General features: G+C 63.3%; 20 protein-coding genes. 12 read left to right on the forward strand and 8 right to left on the reverse strand.

The window, feature by feature from the left end; translation table 11 throughout:
* Positions 1-2 precede the first annotated feature (2 nt).
* Both P5205_02465 and P5205_02470 read right to left on the reverse strand, forming a co-directional pair.
* The gene (locus P5205_02465) at positions 3-1577 is read right to left on the reverse strand and encodes a DUF1553 domain-containing protein (protein HSA09210.1); all 1575 of its coding nucleotides are present in this window, start codon (positions 1575-1577) and stop codon (positions 3-5) included.
* Between the two features lie 345 nt (positions 1578-1922).
* Positions 1923-3809, reverse strand: a complete 1887-nt coding sequence (locus P5205_02470; protein ID HSA09211.1) for a family 14 glycosylhydrolase — start codon at positions 3807-3809, stop codon at positions 1923-1925.
* 242 nt (positions 3810-4051) lie between these two features.
* On the opposite strand from P5205_02470, the gene P5205_02475 reads away from it, so the two are divergent.
* From P5205_02475 to P5205_02490, 4 genes are read left to right on the forward strand one after another with little or no spacing between them, the layout of a single operon-like run.
* Positions 4052-5098, forward strand: coding sequence for a Gfo/Idh/MocA family oxidoreductase (locus P5205_02475; GenBank protein HSA09212.1), 1047 nt, complete (start codon positions 4052-4054; stop codon positions 5096-5098).
* Positions 5088-5891 carry a PIG-L family deacetylase gene (locus P5205_02480; GenBank protein ID HSA09213.1) on the forward strand — a complete coding sequence of 268 codons (804 nt, stop codon included), beginning with the start codon at positions 5088-5090 and terminating at the stop codon, positions 5889-5891. Before P5205_02475 ends, P5205_02480 begins: the two co-directional genes overlap by 11 nt.
* Before the next feature lie 39 nt (positions 5892-5930).
* The gene (locus tag P5205_02485; protein ID HSA09214.1) at positions 5931-6863 is read left to right on the forward strand and encodes a glucosamine-6-phosphate isomerase; all 933 of its coding nucleotides are present in this window, start codon (positions 5931-5933) and stop codon (positions 6861-6863) included.
* Positions 6860-7525, forward strand: a complete 666-nt coding sequence (locus tag P5205_02490) for a ribonuclease HII (protein HSA09215.1) — start codon at positions 6860-6862, stop codon at positions 7523-7525. Before P5205_02485 ends, P5205_02490 begins: the two co-directional genes overlap by 4 nt.
* Before the next feature lie 2 nt (positions 7526-7527).
* Here the strand turns inward: P5205_02490 and P5205_02495 are convergent, their stop codons facing one another.
* Positions 7528-8442: a class I SAM-dependent methyltransferase gene (locus tag P5205_02495; GenBank protein ID HSA09216.1), complete on the reverse strand. Its 915-nt coding sequence runs from the start codon at positions 8440-8442 to the stop codon at positions 7528-7530.
* A 161-nt stretch (positions 8443-8603) separates the two neighbouring features.
* Here P5205_02495 and P5205_02500 point away from each other — a divergent pair, with 161 nt between their 5' ends.
* Complete coding sequence (locus tag P5205_02500; protein HSA09217.1) at positions 8604-9515, forward strand: prepilin-type N-terminal cleavage/methylation domain-containing protein; 912 nt, start codon at positions 8604-8606, stop codon at positions 9513-9515.
* A 170-nt stretch (positions 9516-9685) separates the two neighbouring features.
* Entirely contained in the window at positions 9686-10114 is a 429-nt protein-coding gene (locus P5205_02505; GenBank protein HSA09218.1) for a YraN family protein, read from the forward strand.
* Positions 10115-10128: 14 nt separating this feature from the next.
* Here the strand turns inward: P5205_02505 and P5205_02510 are convergent, their stop codons facing one another.
* The 4 genes from P5205_02510 to P5205_02525 all read right to left on the reverse strand — a co-directional run bounded on the left by P5205_02510 (position 10129) and on the right by P5205_02525 (position 14238).
* Entirely contained in the window at positions 10129-11178 is a 1050-nt protein-coding gene (locus P5205_02510) for a tRNA-dihydrouridine synthase family protein (protein HSA09219.1), read from the reverse strand.
* A gap of 3 nt (positions 11179-11181) precedes the next feature.
* Positions 11182-12009 carry a hypothetical protein gene (locus P5205_02515; GenBank protein ID HSA09220.1) on the reverse strand — a complete coding sequence of 276 codons (828 nt, stop codon included), beginning with the start codon at positions 12007-12009 and terminating at the stop codon, positions 11182-11184.
* On the reverse strand, positions 12006-13220 hold the full coding sequence (locus P5205_02520) for a DUF1015 family protein (GenBank protein HSA09221.1): 1215 nt from the start codon (positions 13218-13220) through the stop codon (positions 12006-12008). The genes P5205_02515 and P5205_02520 overlap by 4 nt, the downstream gene beginning before the upstream one ends.
* A gap of 628 nt (positions 13221-13848) precedes the next feature.
* Positions 13849-14238, reverse strand: a complete 390-nt coding sequence (locus P5205_02525; protein ID HSA09222.1) for an RbsD/FucU domain-containing protein — start codon at positions 14236-14238, stop codon at positions 13849-13851.
* Positions 14239-14785: 547 nt separating this feature from the next.
* On the opposite strand from P5205_02525, the gene P5205_02530 reads away from it, so the two are divergent.
* From P5205_02530 to P5205_02555, 6 genes are all read left to right on the forward strand, one after another.
* Positions 14786-16414, forward strand: a complete 1629-nt coding sequence (locus P5205_02530) for a glycine--tRNA ligase (GenBank protein ID HSA09223.1) — start codon at positions 14786-14788, stop codon at positions 16412-16414.
* Between the two features lie 90 nt (positions 16415-16504).
* Entirely contained in the window at positions 16505-17260 is a 756-nt protein-coding gene (gene larB / locus P5205_02535) for a nickel pincer cofactor biosynthesis protein LarB (protein ID HSA09224.1), read from the forward strand.
* Between the two features lies 1 nt (position 17261).
* On the forward strand, positions 17262-18527 hold the full coding sequence (larC, locus tag P5205_02540) for a nickel pincer cofactor biosynthesis protein LarC (GenBank protein HSA09225.1): 1266 nt from the start codon (positions 17262-17264) through the stop codon (positions 18525-18527).
* Complete coding sequence (locus tag P5205_02545) at positions 18524-18775, forward strand: hypothetical protein (protein HSA09226.1); 252 nt, start codon at positions 18524-18526, stop codon at positions 18773-18775. Before larC ends, P5205_02545 begins: the two co-directional genes overlap by 4 nt.
* Before the next feature lie 108 nt (positions 18776-18883).
* The gene (locus tag P5205_02550; protein HSA09227.1) at positions 18884-20020 is read left to right on the forward strand and encodes a peptidase C1; all 1137 of its coding nucleotides are present in this window, start codon (positions 18884-18886) and stop codon (positions 20018-20020) included.
* Between the two features lie 85 nt (positions 20021-20105).
* Positions 20106-21218, forward strand: coding sequence for a hypothetical protein (locus P5205_02555; GenBank protein ID HSA09228.1), 1113 nt, complete (start codon positions 20106-20108; stop codon positions 21216-21218).
* Positions 21219-21419: 201 nt separating this feature from the next.
* Here P5205_02555 and P5205_02560 read toward each other — a convergent pair.
* Positions 21420-22696: PPC domain-containing protein (locus P5205_02560; protein HSA09229.1), on the reverse strand; the 1277-nt coding region annotated here is incomplete at its 5' end.

Here is a 22696-nt window from a genome sequence, read left to right on the forward strand (position 1 = left end):
TGTCAGTGCCGGTAGAGAAACTCCGCGCTGTTGATCAACGACCAGACCAGGTCCACCGCGGCTTCACGACGGGAGAGTTTGCCGGACTGGAAGTAGTCTTCGGCAATCTTCAACTCCGTCTCGGTCGGGAAGCGCGAAAGGATGCCGAGGTACATGCCGGTGGCGATTTCGCGCGGGCCGTTGCTGGCCACTGTGAGGTTCTTGATCATGGGGCTCGCCTCGATCTTGCGCTGCATCTGGCTGGAATTGAGCAGATGCAGGCGCTGCTCGGCGGTGGGGCGGTTGTTGCGCTCGGCGACCAGGCCAGTGTCGCGGGACGAACGGCCGAACATCTCGAGGAAGCTGCTGGTAATGCTGCCGTCCGCCAGCGTAATCGAGCGGACGTTTGCCGGGATATAGGTAAACGGCTCGGGGATGGCGCTGGAATAGTTTTCGGTGCCGCCGGTGATCTTGTTCAGGGCGTCAATCAGCACCTCCGCGTCGAGCCGGCGCAGGGGATAATGCGCGAAGTCGGCGTCTGGCTCGGCCGTGGCGGCCTTGGGAATGGCAGAGAGCTGGTAAGTCTTCGAGTTGAGAATCAACCTGTAGAATGGCTTCAGGTCATAATGGCCGGCAATCAGCTCGCGCTCCAGCAACGCCAGCAGTTCGGGATTCGAGGGCGGGTTATCGGGGCGGATGTCATCCGGTTCCTGGATGATGCCCCGCCCCAGCAGCCAGGCCCAGACGCGGTTGGCGATGTTCCGCGTGAACCAGAGATTCTTCGGGTCAATAAGCCAGTTCGCAAATACCTCGCGCGGATCCTGGTCGGGCGACAGGCGCGCGGGGGTGCCGTCCGGGAAGACGGGCGCTGCCATCGGCACGGCGTTGGTCTTGCCGGGATCGAATAAGATGATCTCCTCCTTCCACTCGGCGGTGTCTTTGTAGCCGACCTTTGCGAAGAAGGCCGCCATGCCCGCCAGGCGATCCCTCGGCCACTTGTCCACCCGCGCGCCCATAAAGGTCAGCGCGACAGTTTGCGCGATGCCCTCCGGCTGGCGGTTCTGCATGGCGCGGTAGAAGTTCACCGGCGGCACGCGGAAGTTGCTTCCGCTGGCGGTGAGCATCTGCCGAACCATCTGGTCGTAGGGGACATTGTCCTTGAGGCAGGTGCGAACCCAGCGGTGATACGCCTGGGCGGCGTTGGGCCAGAGGTTGATGGGGAACTCGGCTTTGATGCGCAGCACGTCGCTCCAGCGCATCGCCCAGTAGTCGGCAAACTCGTTCCGCTCCAGCAGCCGGTCAATCAGCGCGCGCCGCTTGCCCGACGACCGGTCCAGGATGAACTCCCTGGCCTCGTATCCGCTTGGCAGCGTGCCAATGATGTCCAGGTAGGCGCGCCGGACAAACACACCGTCCGAGCAAATGGCTGCCGGCTGGACATTGCGCTGCTCCAAGCGCGCAAACACGACGTCGTCAATGGCATTCCGCGCCACCAAGTCCGCCTTGGCATCGTAGGGATTGGGCGCCGCGGCCGGGGCCGCGACCCCGCCGGGGACCGCCAGGACCAGGAAGGCCAGAAGCGACGCGGTCTTCGTCATAGTTTTCAGTTTCGCAGATAGGCTAACGCCGCACGAGCACAAATGTGCTTGATCCAACAGACGTTCCATGACCGGCGGGGGTTACGCCGGAAGGCGTGAGCGCGGGCGGCCGGCCTGGCGAACTCACCCTCGGGTGTGGCGGCAGGTGCGCACTTTCCGTCTGTTCGCCAAGGCAAGTGCGGAGGATTCCTCACTCCTTTCGACATGGGGCATATGGTTGGAGACATACTGGCGGCATACACGAGCCAATGGTGAGACTGGAGAGCGGATGGGCTGGAAACCGCTGGGGTAACGAAGGTCTTCTCGCTGTTTCAAACCAGGTGGCGGCCGGCTGTGGCGTTGGGATCAGTCACTGGGCTTGAGCGGGTGATTACTCCAGATGGTATAGGGGGCGATGGCAAACGTTTTGCCGTCGAGTGTGGTCTCGACGGATTTGGCGCCGGAGTTGAATGCAAACACCTGGCTACCGCGGCGGCAGACCCAAAGACCGTCGAGCTGGCCGTCCACGCCTTTGCGGCCGGCAAGCTGGGCTGACAATTCCCTTAGCCAGGCGCGGTCCTTGGCGAGCGGGGCGACACGTTTGAGTTGTTCGGCGCCGGGCCAGGGCGTGCCTTCCACGTTCATAACTGGATCGTGGCCCGCTGCGATGACCTTTCCCCCGGCGCGCCGGTAGGCGTCAATCTTGTCGAGGATGGGTTGGTCAACGATGTCGGCTTGGAAGATGACCAGCGCCGTGTAACGGTTAGTGGTGAGCGCGCCGTCGGCGATGAGGAGTTCATCAAGAACATCGAAATCGCACAGGTCGCGGAGCGGGTATGCCGCCTGGATGGTGGGTTCGAGGTTCCCGCCGAGGCGATAGAGCGTCGTCGCGCAGTAAACGGCGATTTCCGTCTCGCCGGGTTTCCCTGTGAACAGGTGGATGTATTTGCGGATATCCGGCGCGTGCGTCGCGAACTGGTAGCTGAAAAGCTGGCTCGCGCCGGAGGCGGCATCCGAGAACATCCGCCGCACAAAGCCCGTCTGGTCCAGGTCGCCGGCGGGCTCGGTGCATTCCTTGACGCCGTAGAACTGGTAGGCGGTCCCCATCCATTTGTCGCCGAAGACCGCGCCCCGGCAGTCGGCGGGCTGGAGCACGATCCGGTAGGGCTGCGCCATTTTCGCGTAGCCGGGACAGTAGGTGCCCCAGGCAATCGGGTTGACGCCGCCCGCATTGCCGCCGGGTTTCAGCCGCACTTTCCCGGGTGGGTAGTAGTTCAGCACCGTGCGGACGGACTGTTCGGCAAAGTCAATGATCGCCTGGTGATACCAGGCGATGAAGTCGAGCCAGCGTCGCCTGGCGGCGGCGGTGGGGAAAGCTGCCGGCGTGGGCTTGAACTTCTCATCGGCAAGCTCCGGGGGCACGCGCACGTCATCGAAGGAACGATAGTCGCCGCCCCAGGCCGCGTTGAGCCGGGCGATCTCCCTGTAACGCCGCTTCATGGCGATTTGAAAAGCCTGCACCCCATATGTGTCGCCGCACCAGTAACCCTCATGGCAATGGCCCATCTTCACCCAGTCCGGGACGAGCAGCGGATAGTTGCCCTCGCCGTAGGGCCCGAGGATGCACGCATAGACATCGTCAATCCGGTCGCCGAAATGGTCGCGCAGATTGCGGTAGAAGTGGTCATACCATTCGATCGTGCGGGGGTCATAGATCGAGAGGTAGTTGGCCTCCTGGCCGTGTTCGAGGCAGCGCATCAATGCGCGTTTCTCTTTCTGCTGATCGCGCAGCCAGACCGGCGGGAAGTGCACCCAGTCATACACCACATACTTTAGCCCGGCCTTGTGCAGGGCCTGCTCGACCGCGTCATGCTGCCGCCAGTCCCAGCGGCCGGGTTCGCGCTCCACGGCACCCCAGGCGATGTAGTCCTCGTTGGCCACCAACCCGAGGTGCTTAAGTTGGACCTGCGTTTCTACCGAAGGCGGCGGTTCGAGGACGTCGGGCCGCGGGAAGGCGCCGATGGGCGAAGCCTGGATGAAGCTAACGGAGAGGTTGCCGCTGGAGATGTTCCATGGCCGCCCGTCGAATGGGGTGTTGGTTTGGGCGGTGGCGGGAGGGCTCGAACACACCAGGGACAACAGGATCCACCCGAGGCGCCTGGCTGCGTGTCTAAAGTGTCGGAAACTGACGCGCCTGCGGGCCAGATGCCAGCCCTCCTGCTTAATGAGCCCGATCGCGTTGCGAATTTCCACACCCCGATGCTATCCGGAGAGGGCGATCCGTCAACACGCAGAGGCTCCGACGCCTCGCAGTTCAGTCCAGCGCGTCGTCTGATCCTTCTCCATCCGTCCAAAAGGAGAGCAAGATGCCCGAGCGCCTTCATGCATACGCGCTGGGCCCTCGCACGTTCTCGCACGTTGTGTTTGACAAAGTGGCGGAAAGGTAGTGCCATGCCGGCTAGCGTCTCGGCGCAACTGAATTCTGCTCCTGATCCATGAAGAAGTATAACGTCGGCATCGTTGGTTACGGCTGGGTGGCAACGGCGCACATCCCCGCCATCAACGCCACCACCCTTGGCCAGGTCACCGCCGTCTGCTCCTCGCGCAAGTTGGAAGCGGCGGCGATCAGCGCCCAGTATGGCAGCCCGATCAGCGTCTATAACGACCTGGACGACATGCTGGCCGATCCCGACATCCATGTCGTTTCGTTGTGCGGCTTTCCCACGCAGCGGCTGGACCAGGTCCGGCGCGCCGCCCGGGCCGGCAAGCACCTCATCCTGGAAAAGCCCCTCTGTCTCTCGCTCAAGGAACTGCGCGCGATGCAGAAAGCCGTGCGGCAGGCCAGGGTCAAGACCTGCGTCTGCTTCGAGTGCCGCTACGCCAGCCAATTCCAGGTCACCAAGACTATCCTGGACCGCGGTCTGTTGGGACACGTGCACTACGGGGAGGTGGACTACTACCACGGCATCGGTCCCTGGTATGCCCAGTTCCGGTGGTGCCGGTACAAGGACGAGGGCGGCAGCTCGCTGCTCGAAGCCGGCTGCCACGCCATGGACGCCCTGCTGTTGTGTCTGGGCAGCGAGGTTGTCGAAGTCATGAGCTACGGCAGCAAGTCAAGGAACAAGCTGTTCGCGCCGTACGAATACCCCAGCACGACCGTGACTATTCTCAAGTTCAAGAACGGGGCCGTGGGCAAGTGCACCTCTTCGATTGACTGCCTGCAGCCGTACTATTTCCACACGCACCTGGTTGGCAGCAAAGGCAGTTTGCTCGACAACAAGTTTCACTCGTCCGACCTCGGCACCAACAAGGCGGCGTGGAGCGCCCTGGCGGTGAAGCCGGTGGATTCGGGCGACGTTTCCGATCACCCTTACCAGGCGCAGTTTGACGCCTTTTTCAACGCGCTGGCGCAGGGAAGGGAAATGCCGCTGACCAGCATGGACGACGCGGTCCTCACCCACGAAGCGGTCTTCGCCGCCGACCGTTCGGCGGAGCTGGGGCGGCCGGTGAAAATGACGGAGGTGAACCAGTATGCGAAGTAAAGTCGCCATTGCCATCGGGGCGCACCCGGACGACATCGAGTTTTACATGGCCGGCACGCTGCTGCTGCTCAAGCAGGCGGGCTATGAGACTCACTACCTGACCGTTGCCAACGGCAACTGCGGCAGCGCCGAGTACAACAGCGTGATGCTCCGCTCCATCCGCAACACCGAAGCCCGCGCGGCCGCCAAGATTCTCGGGGCGCACTTTCACCCGAGCTTCACGAACGACCTGGAAATCCTTTACAGCGTGGAGCAACTCCGCGCGCTGGCGGGCGTCATTCGCGAAGTCAAGCCGGGGATCGTGTTGACCCATTCGCCGCAGGACTACATGGAGGACCACATGAACACCTCGCGACTGGTGGTCTCGGCGGTATTCGCGCGCGGCATGCCGAACTTCAGAACGGTGCCGCCGCGCCCGACAGCGGATTACGATGCGACCATTTATCATGCGTTGCCGTACGGCTTTTGCGACCAGTTGCGGCGCCGCATTATTCCCGGCGCTTTCGTGAACACCACGGCCACCCACAAGACCCAGCTCCAGGCGCTCGCGGCGCATAAGAGCCAGCAGAACTGGCTGGATGTCAGCCAGGGCATGAACTCCTACCTGCTGGCCGTGGAAGACATGGCGCGGGCAGTCGGGCGCCTGTCGAAGCAATTCAAGTATGCCGAGGGCTGGCGGCGGCACTTGCATCGCGGCTTCTGCGGACCGGACGCCGACCCGCTGGCGGCGGCTTTGGGGAAGAACTACCTGGTGAATAGAGCTTACGAACGGCTCTGTCAGAAAGGCTACTGAATAAACCTTCGTGATTGGCAACTAAGACCACTCTGACTTATGGCACGCAAACTCAGTTCTATCGCCCCCGACTGGTGGGATTACACCACGCTCGACGCCGACATCATCCGCGACGCGGCCGCGCTTACGCCCGAGAAGATGCTCAAGCTGTCCCGGCCCGGCTTCAAGGTCGTGCTCTACGACACGATCGAGGAGTTTTACCTGGCCGAGGCGCTCGAATACATCACCGCCTGGAGGCAATCCTCGGCCGACAACCCGGTGGGCATCTGCGGGCCCATCGGCCCAACCGAGCAACTGCCGCTGGTGGCGCGCCTGGTCAATGACCTGAACCTAAACGTTCGTTCCGCCCATTTCTGGGGCATGGACGAATGGTTCCTCAACGGCAAGGAAACGCCGCCCACGCATCCGCTCTCGTTCGAGAAAGCCGACCGCGAGCTTTGTTTCAGCCGCGTTCGCAAGGACCTGGTGATGCCGGACGCGAACCTGCATTTCCCGAAAGGCAACACCGCCGCCTACCGCAAGAGCTGGGCTGCCGGCGTCCGCTGCGCCGTCATGCAGGGAGGCCAGGGTGACGTGAAGCACTGGGCCTTCAACGATCCGCCGCGCCGGGCGGGCAAGTTCAAAGACCAGCCGCCAGCGCCGGCGGACTACCGCAAGCTGGCCACGCGCGTGGTGGACCTGCATCCGCTGACCATCGCCCAGAACGCGCGCACCTCCGGCGGCGGGAACATCTCACTGGTGCCCACCCAGGCCATTTCGGTCGGGCCGGTCGAAACCTGGCAGGCGGAGAAAGTCTCCATCTGGCACGCCGGCAACCATGACAACCCCTTCGGCCAGCGGCTCACCTGCCTGATGATCGCCAAGAAACTGCCGGATGCCGCCGTGCCGATGTCGCTGCTTGCCGATCATCCAAACGTGCAGTTCAACTATTACCGCAAGGGCATCGGCACGTGTGACGTCGAGATGCATTGAACGCAAAGGTCTGGAACCGGCTCTCCCACGAGCGCGAGCTGTGGCGAAAGGGCTTCAAGCTCGTTGCCGGCGTGGATGAAGCGGGCCGCGGCCCGCTCGCCGGTCCGGTGTTTGCCGCCGCCGTCGTGCTTCCCTGCAGCTGGGCCGAGGCGGGCCTGGACAGCCGGCTCCGCGGGCTTAATGACTCCAAGCAACTGAGCGAAACGCAACGCGAGGATTACTACGCCATCCTGACCTCGCACCCGGAAATCCGCCACGCTATCGCGAGCGCGGAAGTGGAGCTGATTGACAGGATCAACATTCTCCAGGCGACACATCGCGCGATGAACCAGGCGCTCGCGCAACTGCAGCCGCCGCCCGAGCATGTGCTGGTGGACGGCCGGCCGGTCAAGTCCATGCCTCTCCCGCACACGGCACTGGTGAAGGGAGACGCGCGCAGTTACTCCATCGCCGGCGCGAGCATCCTGGCGAAGGTGACGCGCGACCGCCTCATGCGCGAGATGGACCAGCTTTACCCCGGCTACGGTTTTGCCGAGCACAAGGGTTACGGCACACCGCAACACCTGGCCGCCATCCGGGCACTTGGCCCCTGCCCGATTCATCGCCGCAGCTTTGCTCCCTTTCGTCCCGTGACGACACCGCTGGAGTTGTTTTCGACCTGAAGTCAGGCCTTCTTGCGCAGCACGGCCACCACGTTGTCCGCGAGGTGCAGCGCCGCCAGCGCCTTCTCCGTGACCTCGTAAAGAGCTCGCACCGGGCGCAGGAGCGGATTTTGTTTGCAGGCGGTGGTGCGCTGCAGGAGCTGGGCGCGCTCCGTGTTCGACACTTCCCTGCCCCCGCCGCGCCAGTCCTGCCAGAGCACCAGCGGGTTGAAGTGAGTGGAATGGAACTGGAGGACCGAGAAACGAGGCTCCACCAGCCTTGTGAGTGTCGCCCTGGTGAAATAGTTGAGGTGCTGGGGGTAGACGTAGCGGTAGCGCGCCCCGAGCAGCCGCGCCGCCAGTGACTTCATGTTCGGCACCAGCACGAAGCAAAGGCCACCCGGCTTGAGTAGTTGCTCGGCCTTCGCGAGGAATCGTGCCGGCTCGAGCAGGTGCTCCAGAACGGCCCAGAAGGTTACGGCGTCGAACCGCCTTTCGCCAAAGTCGTGCTCCAGGAAATTGCCGCGCACGACGCCCACGCCGCGTTTCTCGGCGTAGTCCAGGGGCGGGCCGCTCACGTCTGTGCCGAGCACCCGGTAACAGCCCGGGAACCGCTGGTTCAACTGGAACAGGAAGGCACCGGTCGAGCATCCCACATCCAGCACCGCGCCGGCCGGGCAGTGCTTGCGGAAGAGTCGCAGCTCCCGCTGGAAGCGCACGGGGGCGTAGTCGCTTTCGAGCTTGGCCGGGGAGAGGTAATACTCCGCGCCGGCCTCATCGTAGTACTGTCCGGAGGCGAATTCGGCCGGCACGGGATTGGCGTAGATCATGGCGCACCGGCGGCAGCGGAGGAGGCGAAGCTCGCCCTTGTGCACAAAGGCCGCGGCGTCGTCATGGCCGCACACGGGGCAGACTCGGGTTGCGGGGGCCAGGGTCATGGGACGGTCTGGTTTGTCTTCCGCACGCGGCAGTTATAGATGGGGGCCAAGTCGCAATCAAAGCAATCCTCTGCGGCGTTGCGTGGGGTCAATAACTGTCGCTGAAATTGTCGAGTACATCTTGACTGTCACGCCGCTTGCGGTAATATTCACTGCGGCTTATGGGACCAGCCCAGACTTTAAGGTTTTGGTCGAGAGGCCAGTGCGAGCGGCGCTTTGACGAGCGTCCGCCAAAGGGGGCTTTCACGCTGATCGAGCTGCTGGTGGTGATCGCAATCATTGCGGTTCTGGCGGCGCTGCTGCTGCCGGCCCTGAGCAAGGCCAAGGAACGGGCGCTGCGCACCGCTTGCGCGAATGACCTCCGGCAGATCGGCCTGGGCGTCAACATGTATGCCAGCGACAGCAATGACTACGTGCCCTATGTCCTTTGGAGCGCGGGCAATCCGGGGCGGACGCTGGACCCCTGTTTCGTCACCCCCGGCACCGGGAAGGTGTATGCCGGGTATTACGGTATGGGCCTGTTATGGCGCACCAAGGCCGTCCCCAACGCGAAGGTGTTCTACTGCCCGGGCCAGGGCCGGCAGAACCAGATGTACACCTACGAGTATTACACGCAAGTGTCAAGCTGGCCGTCCATGCCGACTACGGATCCCAGTGGCAGCGTGGGCCGGGTGCGCATTTGCTACAGCTACCTTCCTCAACGCAAGGATCTGGTGCCGAGCGGGACATTCGTCGGCCTGCCCTGGATAACTGTCAGCCCCAGCAACCGCGACTACGTTATCGCCGAGTTTGGGGCGGAGAGGGCCAATGGGACCACTGAAGTTGCCGGCCCGCACAAGATCACCACGCTCGATCCCATGAGGAGCATCTCGACCGATATTGTGCAGTCGTTCGACGCTATGCCGCACAAGGACGGAGGGTTGTCCGGTCTTAACGCGCTCTTTACGGATGGGCACGTTAAATGGCAGAGCGCCAAGAGAAACCCCCGGGCCTTCGATCCCGCACTCTGGGCTGCGGGGTTTAACACTCAGGAGCTTCCTTTTCGCCTGATCGCGAGTCTCTGGATGCCTTAGCCGGCACGGCTCGACGCGGGGAGCGCCGGTCGCAAAGGATCCTTCTCTCATCCCTTCCGCTCGTTCCTGAGCAGCGTCAGGGACCAGCGGGCGCATTTGGTTTGTCTTCCGCTCGGGCTCGATATAGAAAGGTCCCGGCTGCGAGCAACGCAACCGCTATCCGGCATCGCATGAACCTGGCTGCGCGCATCAAATCCTTGTGGAACAGGAACGAGAAGCCGCCGCACTTGCGGCGCGGCGAACTGGGGGAGCGCGCGGCCAGGAAGCAGCTCCAGCGCCAGGGCCTTAAATTCCTCACCGCCAACTACCGCACCCCGCGGGGCGAGATTGACCTGATTATGCGGGAGGGGGATTGCCTGGTCTTCATCGAGGTGAAGGCCCGCTCGTCGGAGGAATGGGCGCGGCCCGCCGCGGCGGTGGATCAAAAGCGGCGCGGACGGCTGACGCGGGCCGCGCTGGATTACCTGCGCCTGTTGAAAAACCCGCGGGTCAAGGTTCGCTTCGACATTGTGGAGGTGCTCCTGCGGGACGGCAATGTGCGCGAGGTGCGCCACCTGCCGAACGCCTTCGCGATGGAGCGGCCATATCGGTACGGGTGAGAAGGCTACGAGGCTTAGAGTTGTTCGCCCGCCATCAGGTCGCGTTCCTTGAGCGCCAGGGGGAACGGCTCCAGCGGCATCGGGCGGTCGTGGTCGAGGAACTCCTCGCAGACGCGGAATAGTCCGGCGGTGGTCGTGACGCGGCGGACCTGGTGCAGGAATTGGCCGGTCGGCTCCACCCCCACGCCGAGGTAGTTGAGGTATTTCTTCATCTTCTGCACCTGCGCGGACTCGCGCGCGGCGGGTGAGCAGACCGCTTCGTAGAGCGCGCGCACATAGGCCAGCACATCGGTGCCGCGCGGGAGGAAGACCGGCTCGCCGCGCTGGTGCTCCCGGATCTGCCGGAACAGCCAGGGGTTGCGGATGGCCCCACGGCCGATCATCAAGCCGCGGGCGCCGGTGAGCTTGAGCACCTCAGCGGCCTTTTGGGCGGAATAGATGTTCCCGTTGGCGAGGACCGGGCACGGCACCTCGGCAACCGCGCGGGCGATGAACTCGTAATGCACTTTGCTCCGATACATCTCTCTCACCGTTCGGGCGTGCACGGTGAGCAGGCCGAGCGAGCGGCTCGCGAAGCACCGCAGCAGCGCCGGGAAGACCTCTGCGGAATCGAAACCAAGGCGGGTCTTGACGGTGAGCGGGACGGTGAGAGCGTCGCGCAGGGCGCCGAGGATGGCATCCACGCGCGCGGGATCGCGCAGGAGGCCGCCGCCCGCGCCTTTGCGATAGACGACTGGCGCGGGACAGCCGAGGTTGAAATCCACCGCCGACACCCCGTGGTGCTGCAGTTCGTGGGCGGTGCGCACCAGGGCGGGGATGTCGTTGCCGATCATCTGCGGGACGACCGGTCTGCCGGTGGGATTGGCCGTGATGGATTTGAGGACGTGCTTGTTCAGCCGGGAAGTGGCATAGACCCGGAAGTACTCCGTGAAGTAGATGTCCGCGCCGCCGAAGCCGGCCATGAGCCGCAGGAACGGAAGGTCGGTAACGCCTTGCATTGGGGCGAGCGCCAGGATGAGCGTGTCGCCCGCCAGGAGGCTTTGGAACTGAAAACGCGAGGACACCAGTCAATAGGGCTCCATCTCAAAGACAATCGAGTCCGGGGTAACTCGGTTCGAGGAGACCTGCACGTGGACCGGTTTGGAGCGCAGATGCCGAGCGGGCAATTCAAGCCTCAACATGCAAGGGCCGTCGGACGCGTTGAAGCGCATCCATTGGAGTTTGATTCTGCTACCGGTCTCGCTTCCCCATTCGCGATGCAGTGTGTAGGGGCCTTCGTATTCAGAGACTTCCGTGCCATCCGGAAACCGGATCTTGCCTGTCAAGGCTGGCAGCCCCAGCTTCGAGCGTTCGGCTCTTTGTGCCAGGAGTTGCTTCTGTCTCTCCAGAAAACCAGCCCACCCTGCTCCTCGAATGAGTCGTGTGCTTCCGTCCACAAATGCGACTTCATGGCCGCCCCCTTTCAGGCGTCCGCCATTGTGTCCCAAACCGACCTTGTCCCACAGAATGGCAATCTCCGGATCGTCTGCTTGCGTCAAGCCTTCCACATAGTGCCAGCCACACGAGTCGGGGCCCAACTTGCCTTCCCCGGCCAGTGTTGCTTTTACCACCTCAAGCGGAACTGTCTTGCCGCTCAGCCAGTAGGCATCAATGTAGTTGCTAAAGAGGAGGCTGAGGGATGCCTCCGGAGTGCCGCCGCCGGCAGGGAAGTGACCGCCGTGGTCCTCTGCGTAGGTGACCAAAGCTAAGCCGACACCCTTGATGCAGCAATGGCTCATGCCGTAGGGGTAGTTCCAACTCCAGTAAAGGAACAGGCACCCACCCAGGCCTGCCAAGGCGACCGCTGTTCCCGCAAGCACCTTCGGCCACCTGCGGTGCTTCGGCTCGGCGTTCATAACATGTGACAGAACATGGCGTCACGGAGCTTGGGCTCGAACCAGGTGCTCTTGGGGGGCATGATGCCGCCGGCGTCGGCGATGGCCATTAGGTCCTCGATGCTGGTGGGAAACATGGAGAAAGCGCAGGCGTATTCGCCGGTCTTGACGAGCTTCTCCAATTCCGCCGTGCCGCGGATGCCGCCGACGAAGTTGACGCGCTTGCTGGTGCGCGGGTCGGCAATGCCGAAGATCGGTTCGAGGACGTGCTTCTGGAGGAGGGTGACGTCGAGCCGCTCGATCGGGTCCGCCGCCGCAGAGAAGCCGGGGAGGAAGCTCAAGTGGTGCCATTGACCGGCGAGGTAGAGGCCAAGCGCGTGTTTGTGTGCCGGGCTGGCGGCGCCGGGGCGCTTGAGGGCGAAGACGGCGGCGAGTTGCTCGAGCAACCGGGCGGGGGAAAGGCCGTTCAAGTCCTTTAGCACACGGTTGTAAGGGAGAATCCGCATCTGGTTATGCGGGAAGATGACGCTGAGGAAGAACGCGCTATGGCCGGCGCCTTTGCGGGTGCGATAGGCGCGCGCGGCGGCGGCGCAGCGATGGTGGCCGTCGGCAATGTAGAGGCAGGGCATCCGGCCAAACTCGGCCTCGACGAACTGGGTTCGCGCGGCATCGGCAATGACCCAGGCGGTGTGGCGCACGCCGTCGGCGGCGGTAAAGTCAACAGCCGGCGGCTGGGCGGTTTGCCCGGCGACGAGGGCGTCCATGCCTGGAGTCGCGCGATAGACGAGGAACACCGGCCCGGTTTGGGATTCGAGCGCCTCGATGTGGCGCAGCCGGTCGTCCTCCTTGTCCGGCCGGGTGAGCTCGTGCTTTTTGATTACGTTTTGGAGGTAGTCTTCGCAACTGGCGGCGGCGACCAGGCCGGTCTGGCTGTGCGCGCCCATGACCTGGCGGTAGAGGTAGAAATGCGGTCGCTGATCCTGCGCCAGCGCGCCGTCGGCAATCAGGCGCCGGAAGTTTTCTTTGCCCTTGGCATACACTTCCGGGGCGTAAAGGTCCGTCGCGGGTGGCAGGTCAATTTCCGGTTTGCTGACATGAAGAAAGCTGAGGGGGTTGCCGGCGGCGACCTGGCGCGCCTCGTCGGTGGACATGACGTCGTAGGGCAGTTCGCAGATGCGCGCAGCCAGGTCAGGCTTCGGTCGTAACGCGGCGAAGGGTTTGATGACAGCCATGAGTGGGGCGGAAGATACCGCCGCCTGCGCCGGCGCGCACGCCGAAAGTCGTTCTTCGCGGTTTCGGCAGCGATTTGTGGGCTTTCGCACAGGTTCGATCCAGGTCGCTTTGGGTTCGTTGCCGGATGGTTTATCTGCCGTCAACGGGTGCGGTCATTGGGGCTTGAATTGGTCCGGCGGGCGCCGATTTTGCGCAACTCACTGTGGCTGTTGCACTTGTGACGAATCCGGCTTCCGGCGTCTGCCGCGGATACCCCGGGGATGTCAAGGCTGTATCCACGGTGTGGAGACGGTGTGGATACGGCGTGTATATGGTGAGACTCCCTTGTGCGCTGCAAGCTGCTCCCCGGCAGCGACCATTCCAGTCGGTTCGACTCCCGCTGGGGCTCTGATTTCACGGACGCCGCGCTCCCGGCGAATTCTCCGGACGGCTTCCTGTGTGCCCGAAAACAGTGGATTTCCCGGAAGATCGGGCACTGACGGGGGTGGGCAGGATATGGGGTGAACACCCCATAGCGGGGTTTATGGGGTTATGTTAGATAAAGGGCGAAACGACTATGACTCGGAATAGGAGGCGAGTCATGTGGCACTACGCGGAGCGGCCCTGAAAAGGGCCGCTCATTTTTATTCAGCCGGAGATTACCACCATGTTGGCGTACTGGACAGTGTCCCCGGTCCGGATCAGGCCGATGGCGCCGGGCACTCGTTTCTTGAACTGAATGTGCGGTTCGTAGGCGGTTGGGATGCCCTGCAGGCCACGGGCAAACAAGGCGCGCGTGGCCGGGGTGTTCTCCCGGAGGAATTCGCGCGCCATGAACGCCTGGGCGGCGCTGAAGTTGGGCCGGAGCGCGGCCAGAACCTGCAGGACGGTCGGGATGTCATCCGCGAGGGAAATGTCCACCGTCTCAAGGTCCGGCCAGAAGGGGAAGCCGCGGTCGGCGATGACCAGCGCATTGGTGTGGCGCACGCGCGCCAGGAGCGAGAGGATTTGGGGGTTGAGAATGCCGGTTTTGAGCATGTTGGTGTTCCTTGGCTTAGGTTAACTGGGCTGAATAAGTTGCATCCGTTGCCTGCGCACGCACTCGCGACTCATTGGAGCCGAGGGCGGTTCCGGGTGACTTTCCGGGATGCGATCGAGTGTGGCAAGCAGCAAAAGCAGGCGATTGCCGGCCCGCAAGGTTGCAGCAAGCCATCTCGGCGGGGATAGTGGAAGCCGCTTCTGGCTTGTCTCTTCGCAGTGGCAGTCGAGTGCGCTCACGGGGGATGTCCTCTCCGGACGCGGTTGCAAGGGTGCGGCTGAGGCTGCCCGATGCCTGGTCAGGGTTTGACACTGGCACGGATTATGCGCTCACCCAATTGGGTGCAGGCCGGTTTCCCTGCATCCGGCGGGCCGGCGCACGCAAGAGACGTCGTCCTGCATTTCATAGTGGGTTGGGTTGGAGGCGGCCTGGGACGCCATAGCCCGGGCCGCCTTTATTGCCACGCTGGAGAGTTCCCCTTTGCCCCCCGAGCCGGCGCTGTGGTCATCTTGACATGCGGGGGCGCTGTGAGAGACTGCCCGGTCTATGGCTGAATCAACATCTGGCGGTTTGATGGAGAAGATCGTGTCGCTGTGCAAACGGCGGGGACTGATATTCCAATCATCGGAGATCTACGGGGGCTTGAACGGATTCTGGGATTACGGTCCATTGGGGGCCGAACTGAAGCGCAATATCAAAGAGTGCTGGTGGCGCTCGATGACCCAGTTGCGCGACGATGTGGTGGGGCTGGACGCCTCGATCATCATGCACCCGCGCATTTGGGAGGCCAGCGGCCACACCAGCACGTTCAGCGACCTGATGGTGGACTGCCTGTTGACGAAGAAGCGGTTTCGGGCCGACCAGGTCGAGCCGCTGAGCGGGACGGCCTACTTTTACACCGGTGCGAGCGAGGGCGGCTCCGGCAAAGAGTCCAAAGACGCATTCTCCGTGCTCATTGCGACGGCCAAACACGCCGAGTACGCGCGCAAGGTGGCGCGGCAATTCTACCAGCAGCGCGGGATTGAAAACCCCACGCTTCAGGGCGAGCGGACTGAGGAGGTCGAGAACACCACCCGCTACAATCCCGAGAACGGCAGCCTGCTGACCGAGCCGCGCCCGTTCAACCTGATGCTCAAGACCTATGTCGGGCCGGTGGAGAGCGCGGACAACATCTCGTATCTGCGCCCCGAGACGGCGCAGGCGATCTTCGTGCAGTTCAAGAACACGCAGGAAGTGGCGCGCCAGCGGGTGCCGTTCGGCATTTGCCAGATCGGCAAGGCATTCCGGAATGAGATCAACCCGCGCAACTTCACATTTCGGTCGCGCGAGTTCGAGCAGATGGAGCTGGAGTACTTCATCCGCCCGGACGAGGTCGTGCAGAAGCTGGCTGGCTCGGTTGCCAGCCTCTCCGGTGCTCAACCTGCAATCGGGGACCCGCAACCCAATTGGGGCTGGGAGCTCTGGCACAAATACTGGGTAGAACAGCGCCTGCAGTGGTATGAGAGCATTGGGCTAAAGCGCGATACGCTGGTCGAGTACTGGCAGAAGAAGGAGGAATTGGCGCACTACGCCAAGGCGACGGTGGACATCCTGTACAAGTTTCCCTTTGGGACGCAGGAACTTGAGGGCATCGCGGCGCGGGGTGACTTCGATCTGACGCAGCACCAGAAGTTCAGCGGCAAGTCCATGGAGTATTTCGACGAGGAAGCCAAGGCGAAGTATGTGCCGCATGTCATCGAGCCGTCGGCAGGGGTGGATCGGCTGGCCCTGGCGCTGATCTGCAACGCGTATTGCGAGGACCAGGCGCCCGACGAGAAGGGCAAGCTGGAGACTCGCGTGGTGATGCGCTTCCATCCGCGCATCGCGCCGATCAAGGTGGCGGTGTTCCCGCTGCTCAAGAACAAGCCGGAGCTGGTGAAGAAGGCCAAAGAGGTGCGCGAGTTGCTGCGGCCGCACATGTCCGTGTTTTACGACGAAGCCGGCGCGATCGGGCGGCGCTACCGGCGGCAGGACGAAGCCGGCACACCGTTCGGGGTGACGGTTGATTTTGACACGCTCGGCGAGCAGGGACCGGAGTTGAAGGACACGGTCACCTTGCGGGACCGCGACACCATGAAGCAGGAACGGGTGAAGATCAGCGAGCTGGCGCCGCTGTTGCTGGACAAGCTTCGGTAGGGAGCAGCGGGGCGGAGCGGTTCCGGCACCACCACCGGTCATCGTCAATTTGGCCGTGACCGGACGGCCTTTTCGTGGCAAGGTGCGGGCGTGACCGCAACGGAAGCAATCAAGCTGTTGGAGAAGTTTCGCGCGGGCGGGGTGGGCCGCGACGAGGTCTTGCGGAAGTTTCAGGCGGCCCCGGTGGCGGACCTCGGCTTTGCCACGGTGGATACGCACCGCGCGCTGCGGAAGGGATTCCCGGAAGTCATCTTCGCCGAGGGCAAGACGCCGGTCCAGGTCGCGCAAATTGCCGCGAGGCTGTTTGCGCGCGAGCAGCGGGTGCTCGTCACCCGCGTCGGGCCCGAGCATGCGCGCCGCCTGTGCCGGCGGTTCAGGCTGGCGGTGCATCACGAGCTGGCACGGTGCGTGACCATTGAAAGGAAGGCCCTGCCCAGGCGGGCCGGGACGATCGCCGTGATTTGCGCCGGCACCAGCGATCTGCCGGTAGCCGAGGAAGCAGCGATTACCGCCGAGATCATGGGCAACCGCGTGGAGCGGATTGCGGATGTGGGCGTGGCCGGCGTGCATCGGCTGTTCGGGCGCCTGGAGACCATCCAGCGGGCGAACGTGGCGATTGTCGTGGCGGGCATGGAAGGGGCGCTGCCGAGCGTGGTGGCCGGGCTGGTGTCCAAGCCGGTGATCGCCGTGCCGACGAGTGTTGGCTACGGCGCGAGCTTTGGCGGGCTGGCGCCGCTATTGGGCATGCTCAACAGTTGCGCCAGCGGGTTGACGGTGGTGAACATTGACAATGGTTTCGGGGCCGGCTACGCGGCGAGCCAGATCAACGCGCTGGCGGCGGGCTAGCATGAAAACTCTATACCTCGACCTGTTTAGCGGCATCAGCGGCGATATGTTCATCGGCGCGCTGATTGACCTGGGGGTCGAGGCCGGCACGTTGGAGCGGGAACTCAAGAAGCTGGGGCTGGAGGAGTATCACCTGCACGTGACACGGGGACGCAAGGGGGGGTTGGAAGGCGTTAAGTTTGACGTGCATCTCGCCAGTGATCATGTCCATACGCAACAACTACAAACTCACGGCCAGACGCATTCGCACCAGCACGCCCGGACATACTCGCAGATCCGGGAACTCGTAGATCAATGCCGTCTCTCCGAATGGGTGATAGAGAAGGTGTTGGCCGTCTTCCAGCGCATTGCCGTGGCCGAGGGGAAGATTCATGGGGCGCCGCCCGAGCAGGTGCATTTCCACGAGATTGGCGCGGTGGATTCGATTGTGGACATCACCGGCGCCTGCATCGCGCTGGAAATCCTGGGCAAACCGCGGGTCATGGCGGGTGCGGTGATCGAGGGCGCCGGCTGGGTCGAGTGCGCGCATGGGCGCTTTCCCATTCCCGCGCCCGCGACGCTCGCGATTCTGGGGGCGCGCGGGATTCCCCTTTCGCAATGCGAAGAACCCAACGAACTGGTTACCCCTACGGGCGCGGCGCTGTTGGCGGAGTTGGTCGAGACTTTCGGTCCCATGCAGGGCCTGGTCGCGGAGAAGATCGGCTACGGCCTGGGCAGTCGCGAGAACCGCACCCGACCCAACGTGCTGCGGGCGGTGCTCGGGGAATCGAGGCCCGGGCACCAGGAGCCTGTCGCCGGCGCCGGGGGGCATGATTGGGAAACAGACACCATTGTCGTGCTGGAGACGAATCTGGACGACATGAACGCGGAGGTGCTGGGCAACTTCGTGGAGAAGGCGCTCACCGCCGGCGCCCTGGACGTATTTCACACGGCCATTCAAATGAAGAAGAACCGGCCGGGTGTGCTGCTGACCGTGTTGTGCGCCGAGGCGGATGCGGAGAGATTCGCGGAGATGCTGATGCGCGAGACCAGCGCCTTCGGCGTCCGCCGTTATAGCGCCGGACGACGCAAGCTGAGGCGCGAGTTTGTGACTGTGCAGACGCCGCACGGCCCGGTTTCGGTAAAGGTCGGCCGGCTTGATGGCAGGGTGCTCCAAGCCGCGCCGGAATTCGAATCGTGCAAGAAGCTGGCCGAACAGGCGCGCGTGCCGTTGAAGGAGGTTTACGAGGCAGCCCGGCGCGCCTTGGATCCTTTGCTGCTAAGATGACTGATACTGATCTACTGAAGGTTCTGTGCTGCCCGGAAACACGCCAGGAGGTGCGGGCGGCGGACACGACGGTTATTGAGAAGCTGAACGGGCAAATTGCGGCCGGCACGCTGAAAAATCGCGCCGGCCAGCCGGTACAGGATAAGATTGACAGCGGCTTGATTCGCGCCGACGGAAAGTACCTTTACCCCATCCGACAGAACATTCCCGTGATGCTGGTGGACGAGGGAATCCCGCTGGCAGAGTAGCGCTCAGCGCGCAGTGCATTCTGTTCGTAGACCCTTCTTTTCCAGCAGGCGGAAGGCGGGAAATGGAATGAGATTCCCTTCAGAGCCTTTTCCGGGCACAGTGGACCAATGCAACCTGCTGCCTTGTTTACCAAGTCGTTGTGTTTGTGTGGCCTCGCGTTGTGCTTGCCTGCCTCGGCCCAGACCATGGAGGGGCGGGTGCGCACCGCCCTGGACAAGACGCCGCACCCGCAAAGCGCCGCCGAGTTCCAGGCTGCGCCCAGCCTTCCGTGCCTGAACCAGGGCAACACGTATATCTGCTGGAGCTATGCCACCTGTTCCTTTTTGGAATCGGAGATGGCTCGCTTGAAGCTTCCGTCTGTGCGGCTGTCGGTGATGTACCCCGTTTATTGGCAATACGTCGAGAAGGCACGGAAGTATGTGCGGACTAAAGGCAAGTCACGCTTCTCGCCCGGCGACATCTTCTGCGGTGTGATGGAGACCTGCCAGCAATACGGCGCCATGCCCGCCAGCGTTTATGAGCGATCACCCGACGGCCAGGGGTTGGACCAAACGCGTTTGTACGCCGAACTGGAGGACTGCATGCAGGAAGTCAGGCGGCATCGTCAATGGGATGAGGCGCGCGTGCTCGCCCGGGTAAAGAAGATCCTCAATCAGCACCTCGGCGAGCCGCCGAAGGCTTTCTCCTATGGCGGGAAGACCCATACCCCCAAGTCGTTCCTTGCCGAAGTCGTGCGGCTGCCGTGGCCGGACTATCTGATGGTCACCTCTTTTGAGTCCGCGCCGTTCAACACGTTTACCGAGTTGAAGGTGCCGGACAACTGGCGGCACAACACAAACTTCTTCAATGTGCCGCTGATGGTGTTCTACGACGCGTTCCAGAGCGCGCTGCGCGGCGGCTTCACCCTCGCCGTGACGATGGACAACTCCGAGCCCAGCTACCAAACCACCGGCCGCTACTGTCTAATCCCCGAGTTTGACACTCCGGCGGGCGAGATTACGCAGGCCGCCCGCGAGCTGCGCTTCCGCAACGGCGCGACCGACGACGATCACGCCATTCACATCATTGGCGCGACCCGTATAGGCGGCGAAGACTGGTTCCTCTCCAAGGATTCAGGCAAGGTCGCGTGGCGCGGGGGGAATCAAGGCGCTGTGTTTCTGCACGGTGCCTATGTGAAGCTGAAAGTGCTCGCTTTCATCGTCCACCGCGACGGCGTCCCCCAGGCAAAAGCCCTGCTGCCATAATCAGGCCGCCGGACCCGGCAGCTTCGGCATGAGTGGGCGGAGAAGTTGACTGCCTGACGCGGGACCTGCTACTTGGGTTTGGCGCATGACGACGGAAGGAAAGCAGAGGCTGGGGCTGCTGCCCTTATTGCTGATGGGGATGGCGAGTCTGCTGGCGGGTGTTTGGGGCGGGCTGGTGCGCATTCCGCTGAACCTCCCGTTGCCCGGCGGCAACGCCAACTGGCTCACGTTCCACGGGCCACTGATGGTGTGCGGATTTCTCGGCACGGTGATTGGGCTGGAGCGCGCTGTCGGTCTGAGAGGATGGTGGCCCTACATCGCGCCGCTACTGACCGGGGCGGGCTCGGCAATGGTAATGGCTGGTGCCCTGGGCCGCGTGCCAATGCTGTTGATCACGGCGGGCAGCCTCTGGTTCTGGGCGGTGAGTCTCTGGGTGGTAAGGCTGCAAAGGGCCACCTTCACCGTGGTGATGTCAGCCGGCGCGCTGGCCTGGGCTGTGGGCAACCTGCTTTGGCGGGCGGACTGGCCAATCAGCCGTGTCGTGCCGTGGTGGATTGCCTTCCTGACATTGACTATCGTGGGCGAACGACTCGACCTGAGCCGGTTTCAGAAGCCGTCGCGGTATTCAACGCCCCTGCTTTATGGCACCCTGGGCCTGTTTGGCGGCGGAGTGATCCTGTCCTCGCTAAGCCGGGTCGCCGGGGAGCGACTGACTGGCTTGAGCCTGCTGGCCCTGGCCGCCTGGCTGGGGAGCTTCGACCTGGCGCGACGCACAATCAGACAACCCGGCCTGCCGCGTTTCATGGCGATCTGCTTATTGGCCGGCTACGGCTGGCTCGCGGTCGCAGGTGTGCTGATGGTTGCCTTTTTCCCGCTCGAATCCGGCATGCGTTACGATGCGGTGCTGCACTCGTTCTTTCTGGGCTTCGCGTTCTCAATGATTTTCGGCCACGCCCCCGTCATCTTCCCCGCCGTCCTCGTGCTGCAGCCGTCCTTCCGGGCTGCGTTCTACTCCCACGTTTTACTGCTGCATTTGGCGGTAACGCTCCGTGTTGGAAGCGAGGTGGTGAAGTGGCCTCCGGGGCGAGAATGGGGGGGTATCGCGAGCGCATTGGCCGTGGGTTTGTTTCTCATAAACACCGTCACGAGCTTCACACTGCGGCCCGGGCCCGGAACTAAATCTTCGCGCAAGGGCTAAACGCACGATTGCGCTGAGATCGTTAGAATTATCCGGAGATTTCCTGCGGAGCGTTCCAATTGTCAGAACACCCGGCATCACTGTGCGAGGCAGCAGGATCTTATTCTTAAAGCCACCGCCAGTCCCTCAAGCAGCTCTGCGCTCTGGCTCAGGGGTGCTTATCCGGCTGTCTCCGCACGGCGCTCGATTGTGACAGCGGTGTCATTGCTGCTCGAGGATGAAGAAGCGCCCGGGCTCGGCCGGGTTGAACAGGTTGGTGTAGGTGAACACACCGGCCTGGTCGAAGAGGTTGGTCAGGACGGGGGTCCAGCCGCCCAGGGGCGTTTCAACCTCGGTGGTGTGGTAGAGAATGCCGTTCACGCCGGCGAGGCCGCCAATGCCGGTAACGTCCAGGACGCCGTTCACGACGTCGGGCGGACAGAGCCGCAGGCCCTCGGCGGCAAAGCCCGCGCCGGTCAAGCGGTAGGTGCCGGTGTTGTTGAGGCCGCCGCCATCCACGATCAGGATGAAGCTGCCGCTGTTGGTTGTCTGGTAGTTGATCACCGGCGCCGTGGCGTTCTGGACCGACGCCAGCAGGGCGCCGGTCGGGCCCAGCAGCCGCAGCCGCGGGGTGAAGCCGCCGCCGCCGGACAATTCCTCGCAGGTCAGGCTGAGGGCGCTGGCGCGGCAGGCCTGGAAGTTCCATACATCCAGATCGCCCACCTGCACAGTGCCGGTGTACTGAATCGTATTCGTAATGGCCCCGCCCTCGTCGCCGGGCGCGACCGCGACGTGCCCGGGCGACTTTGCCAGAGTCAGAATGTAGGACCCGGCGCCGTTCTGAGTCCAACTGCCCGCCACGACCGTGAAGGTGCCGCTGTTGGTGGCCTGAAACTGCAGGTTGGCATCGCGAATGCCGGAGCTGCCGTCCACGCCCTGCGCCAGCCATATCCCCGTGGGGCCAAAGAGCCGAATCCAGGGGTTGTAAGCGTTGGTGGTTCCCACGCGCAAGGCGATGACGTTGCCGACACTGGCCGGGAAGCTCCAAACGTCCAGATCGCCAATCTCAAGGAAGCCGGCGTGCTGCAGACCGTTGGTCATGGCACCGCCGTGGTCGCCCGGGGAGACGGTAATCGTTTCCGGCACGTGGGCCAGGGTGAGGATGTAAGCGCCGGTGCCGTTTTGAGTCGAACTGCCAACTGCCACCGTGAAGGTGCCGCTGTTGGTGGCCTGAATGCGCAGGTCTACATCGCGCACCCCAAAGCTGCCGTCAACCGCCTGCGCAATAAACGCGCCGTTCGGTCCGAAGAGCCGAATCCACGGGTTGTAGCCGACCGAGCCCATCCGCAGCACAATGGCGTCGCCGGCGTTGGCGGAGAAGCTCCATACATCCAGGTCACCGATGTCAACTGAGCCGGTGTGCTGGAAGGCGTTGGTCATGGCTCCGCCGTGGTCGCCCGGGGAGACGGTAATCGTTTCCGGCACGTGGGCCAGGGTGA

This window comes from Candidatus Paceibacterota bacterium (assembly GCA_035452965.1).
In the GTDB taxonomy this organism is placed as follows: domain Bacteria; phylum Verrucomicrobiota; class Verrucomicrobiia; order Limisphaerales; family UBA8199; genus UBA8199.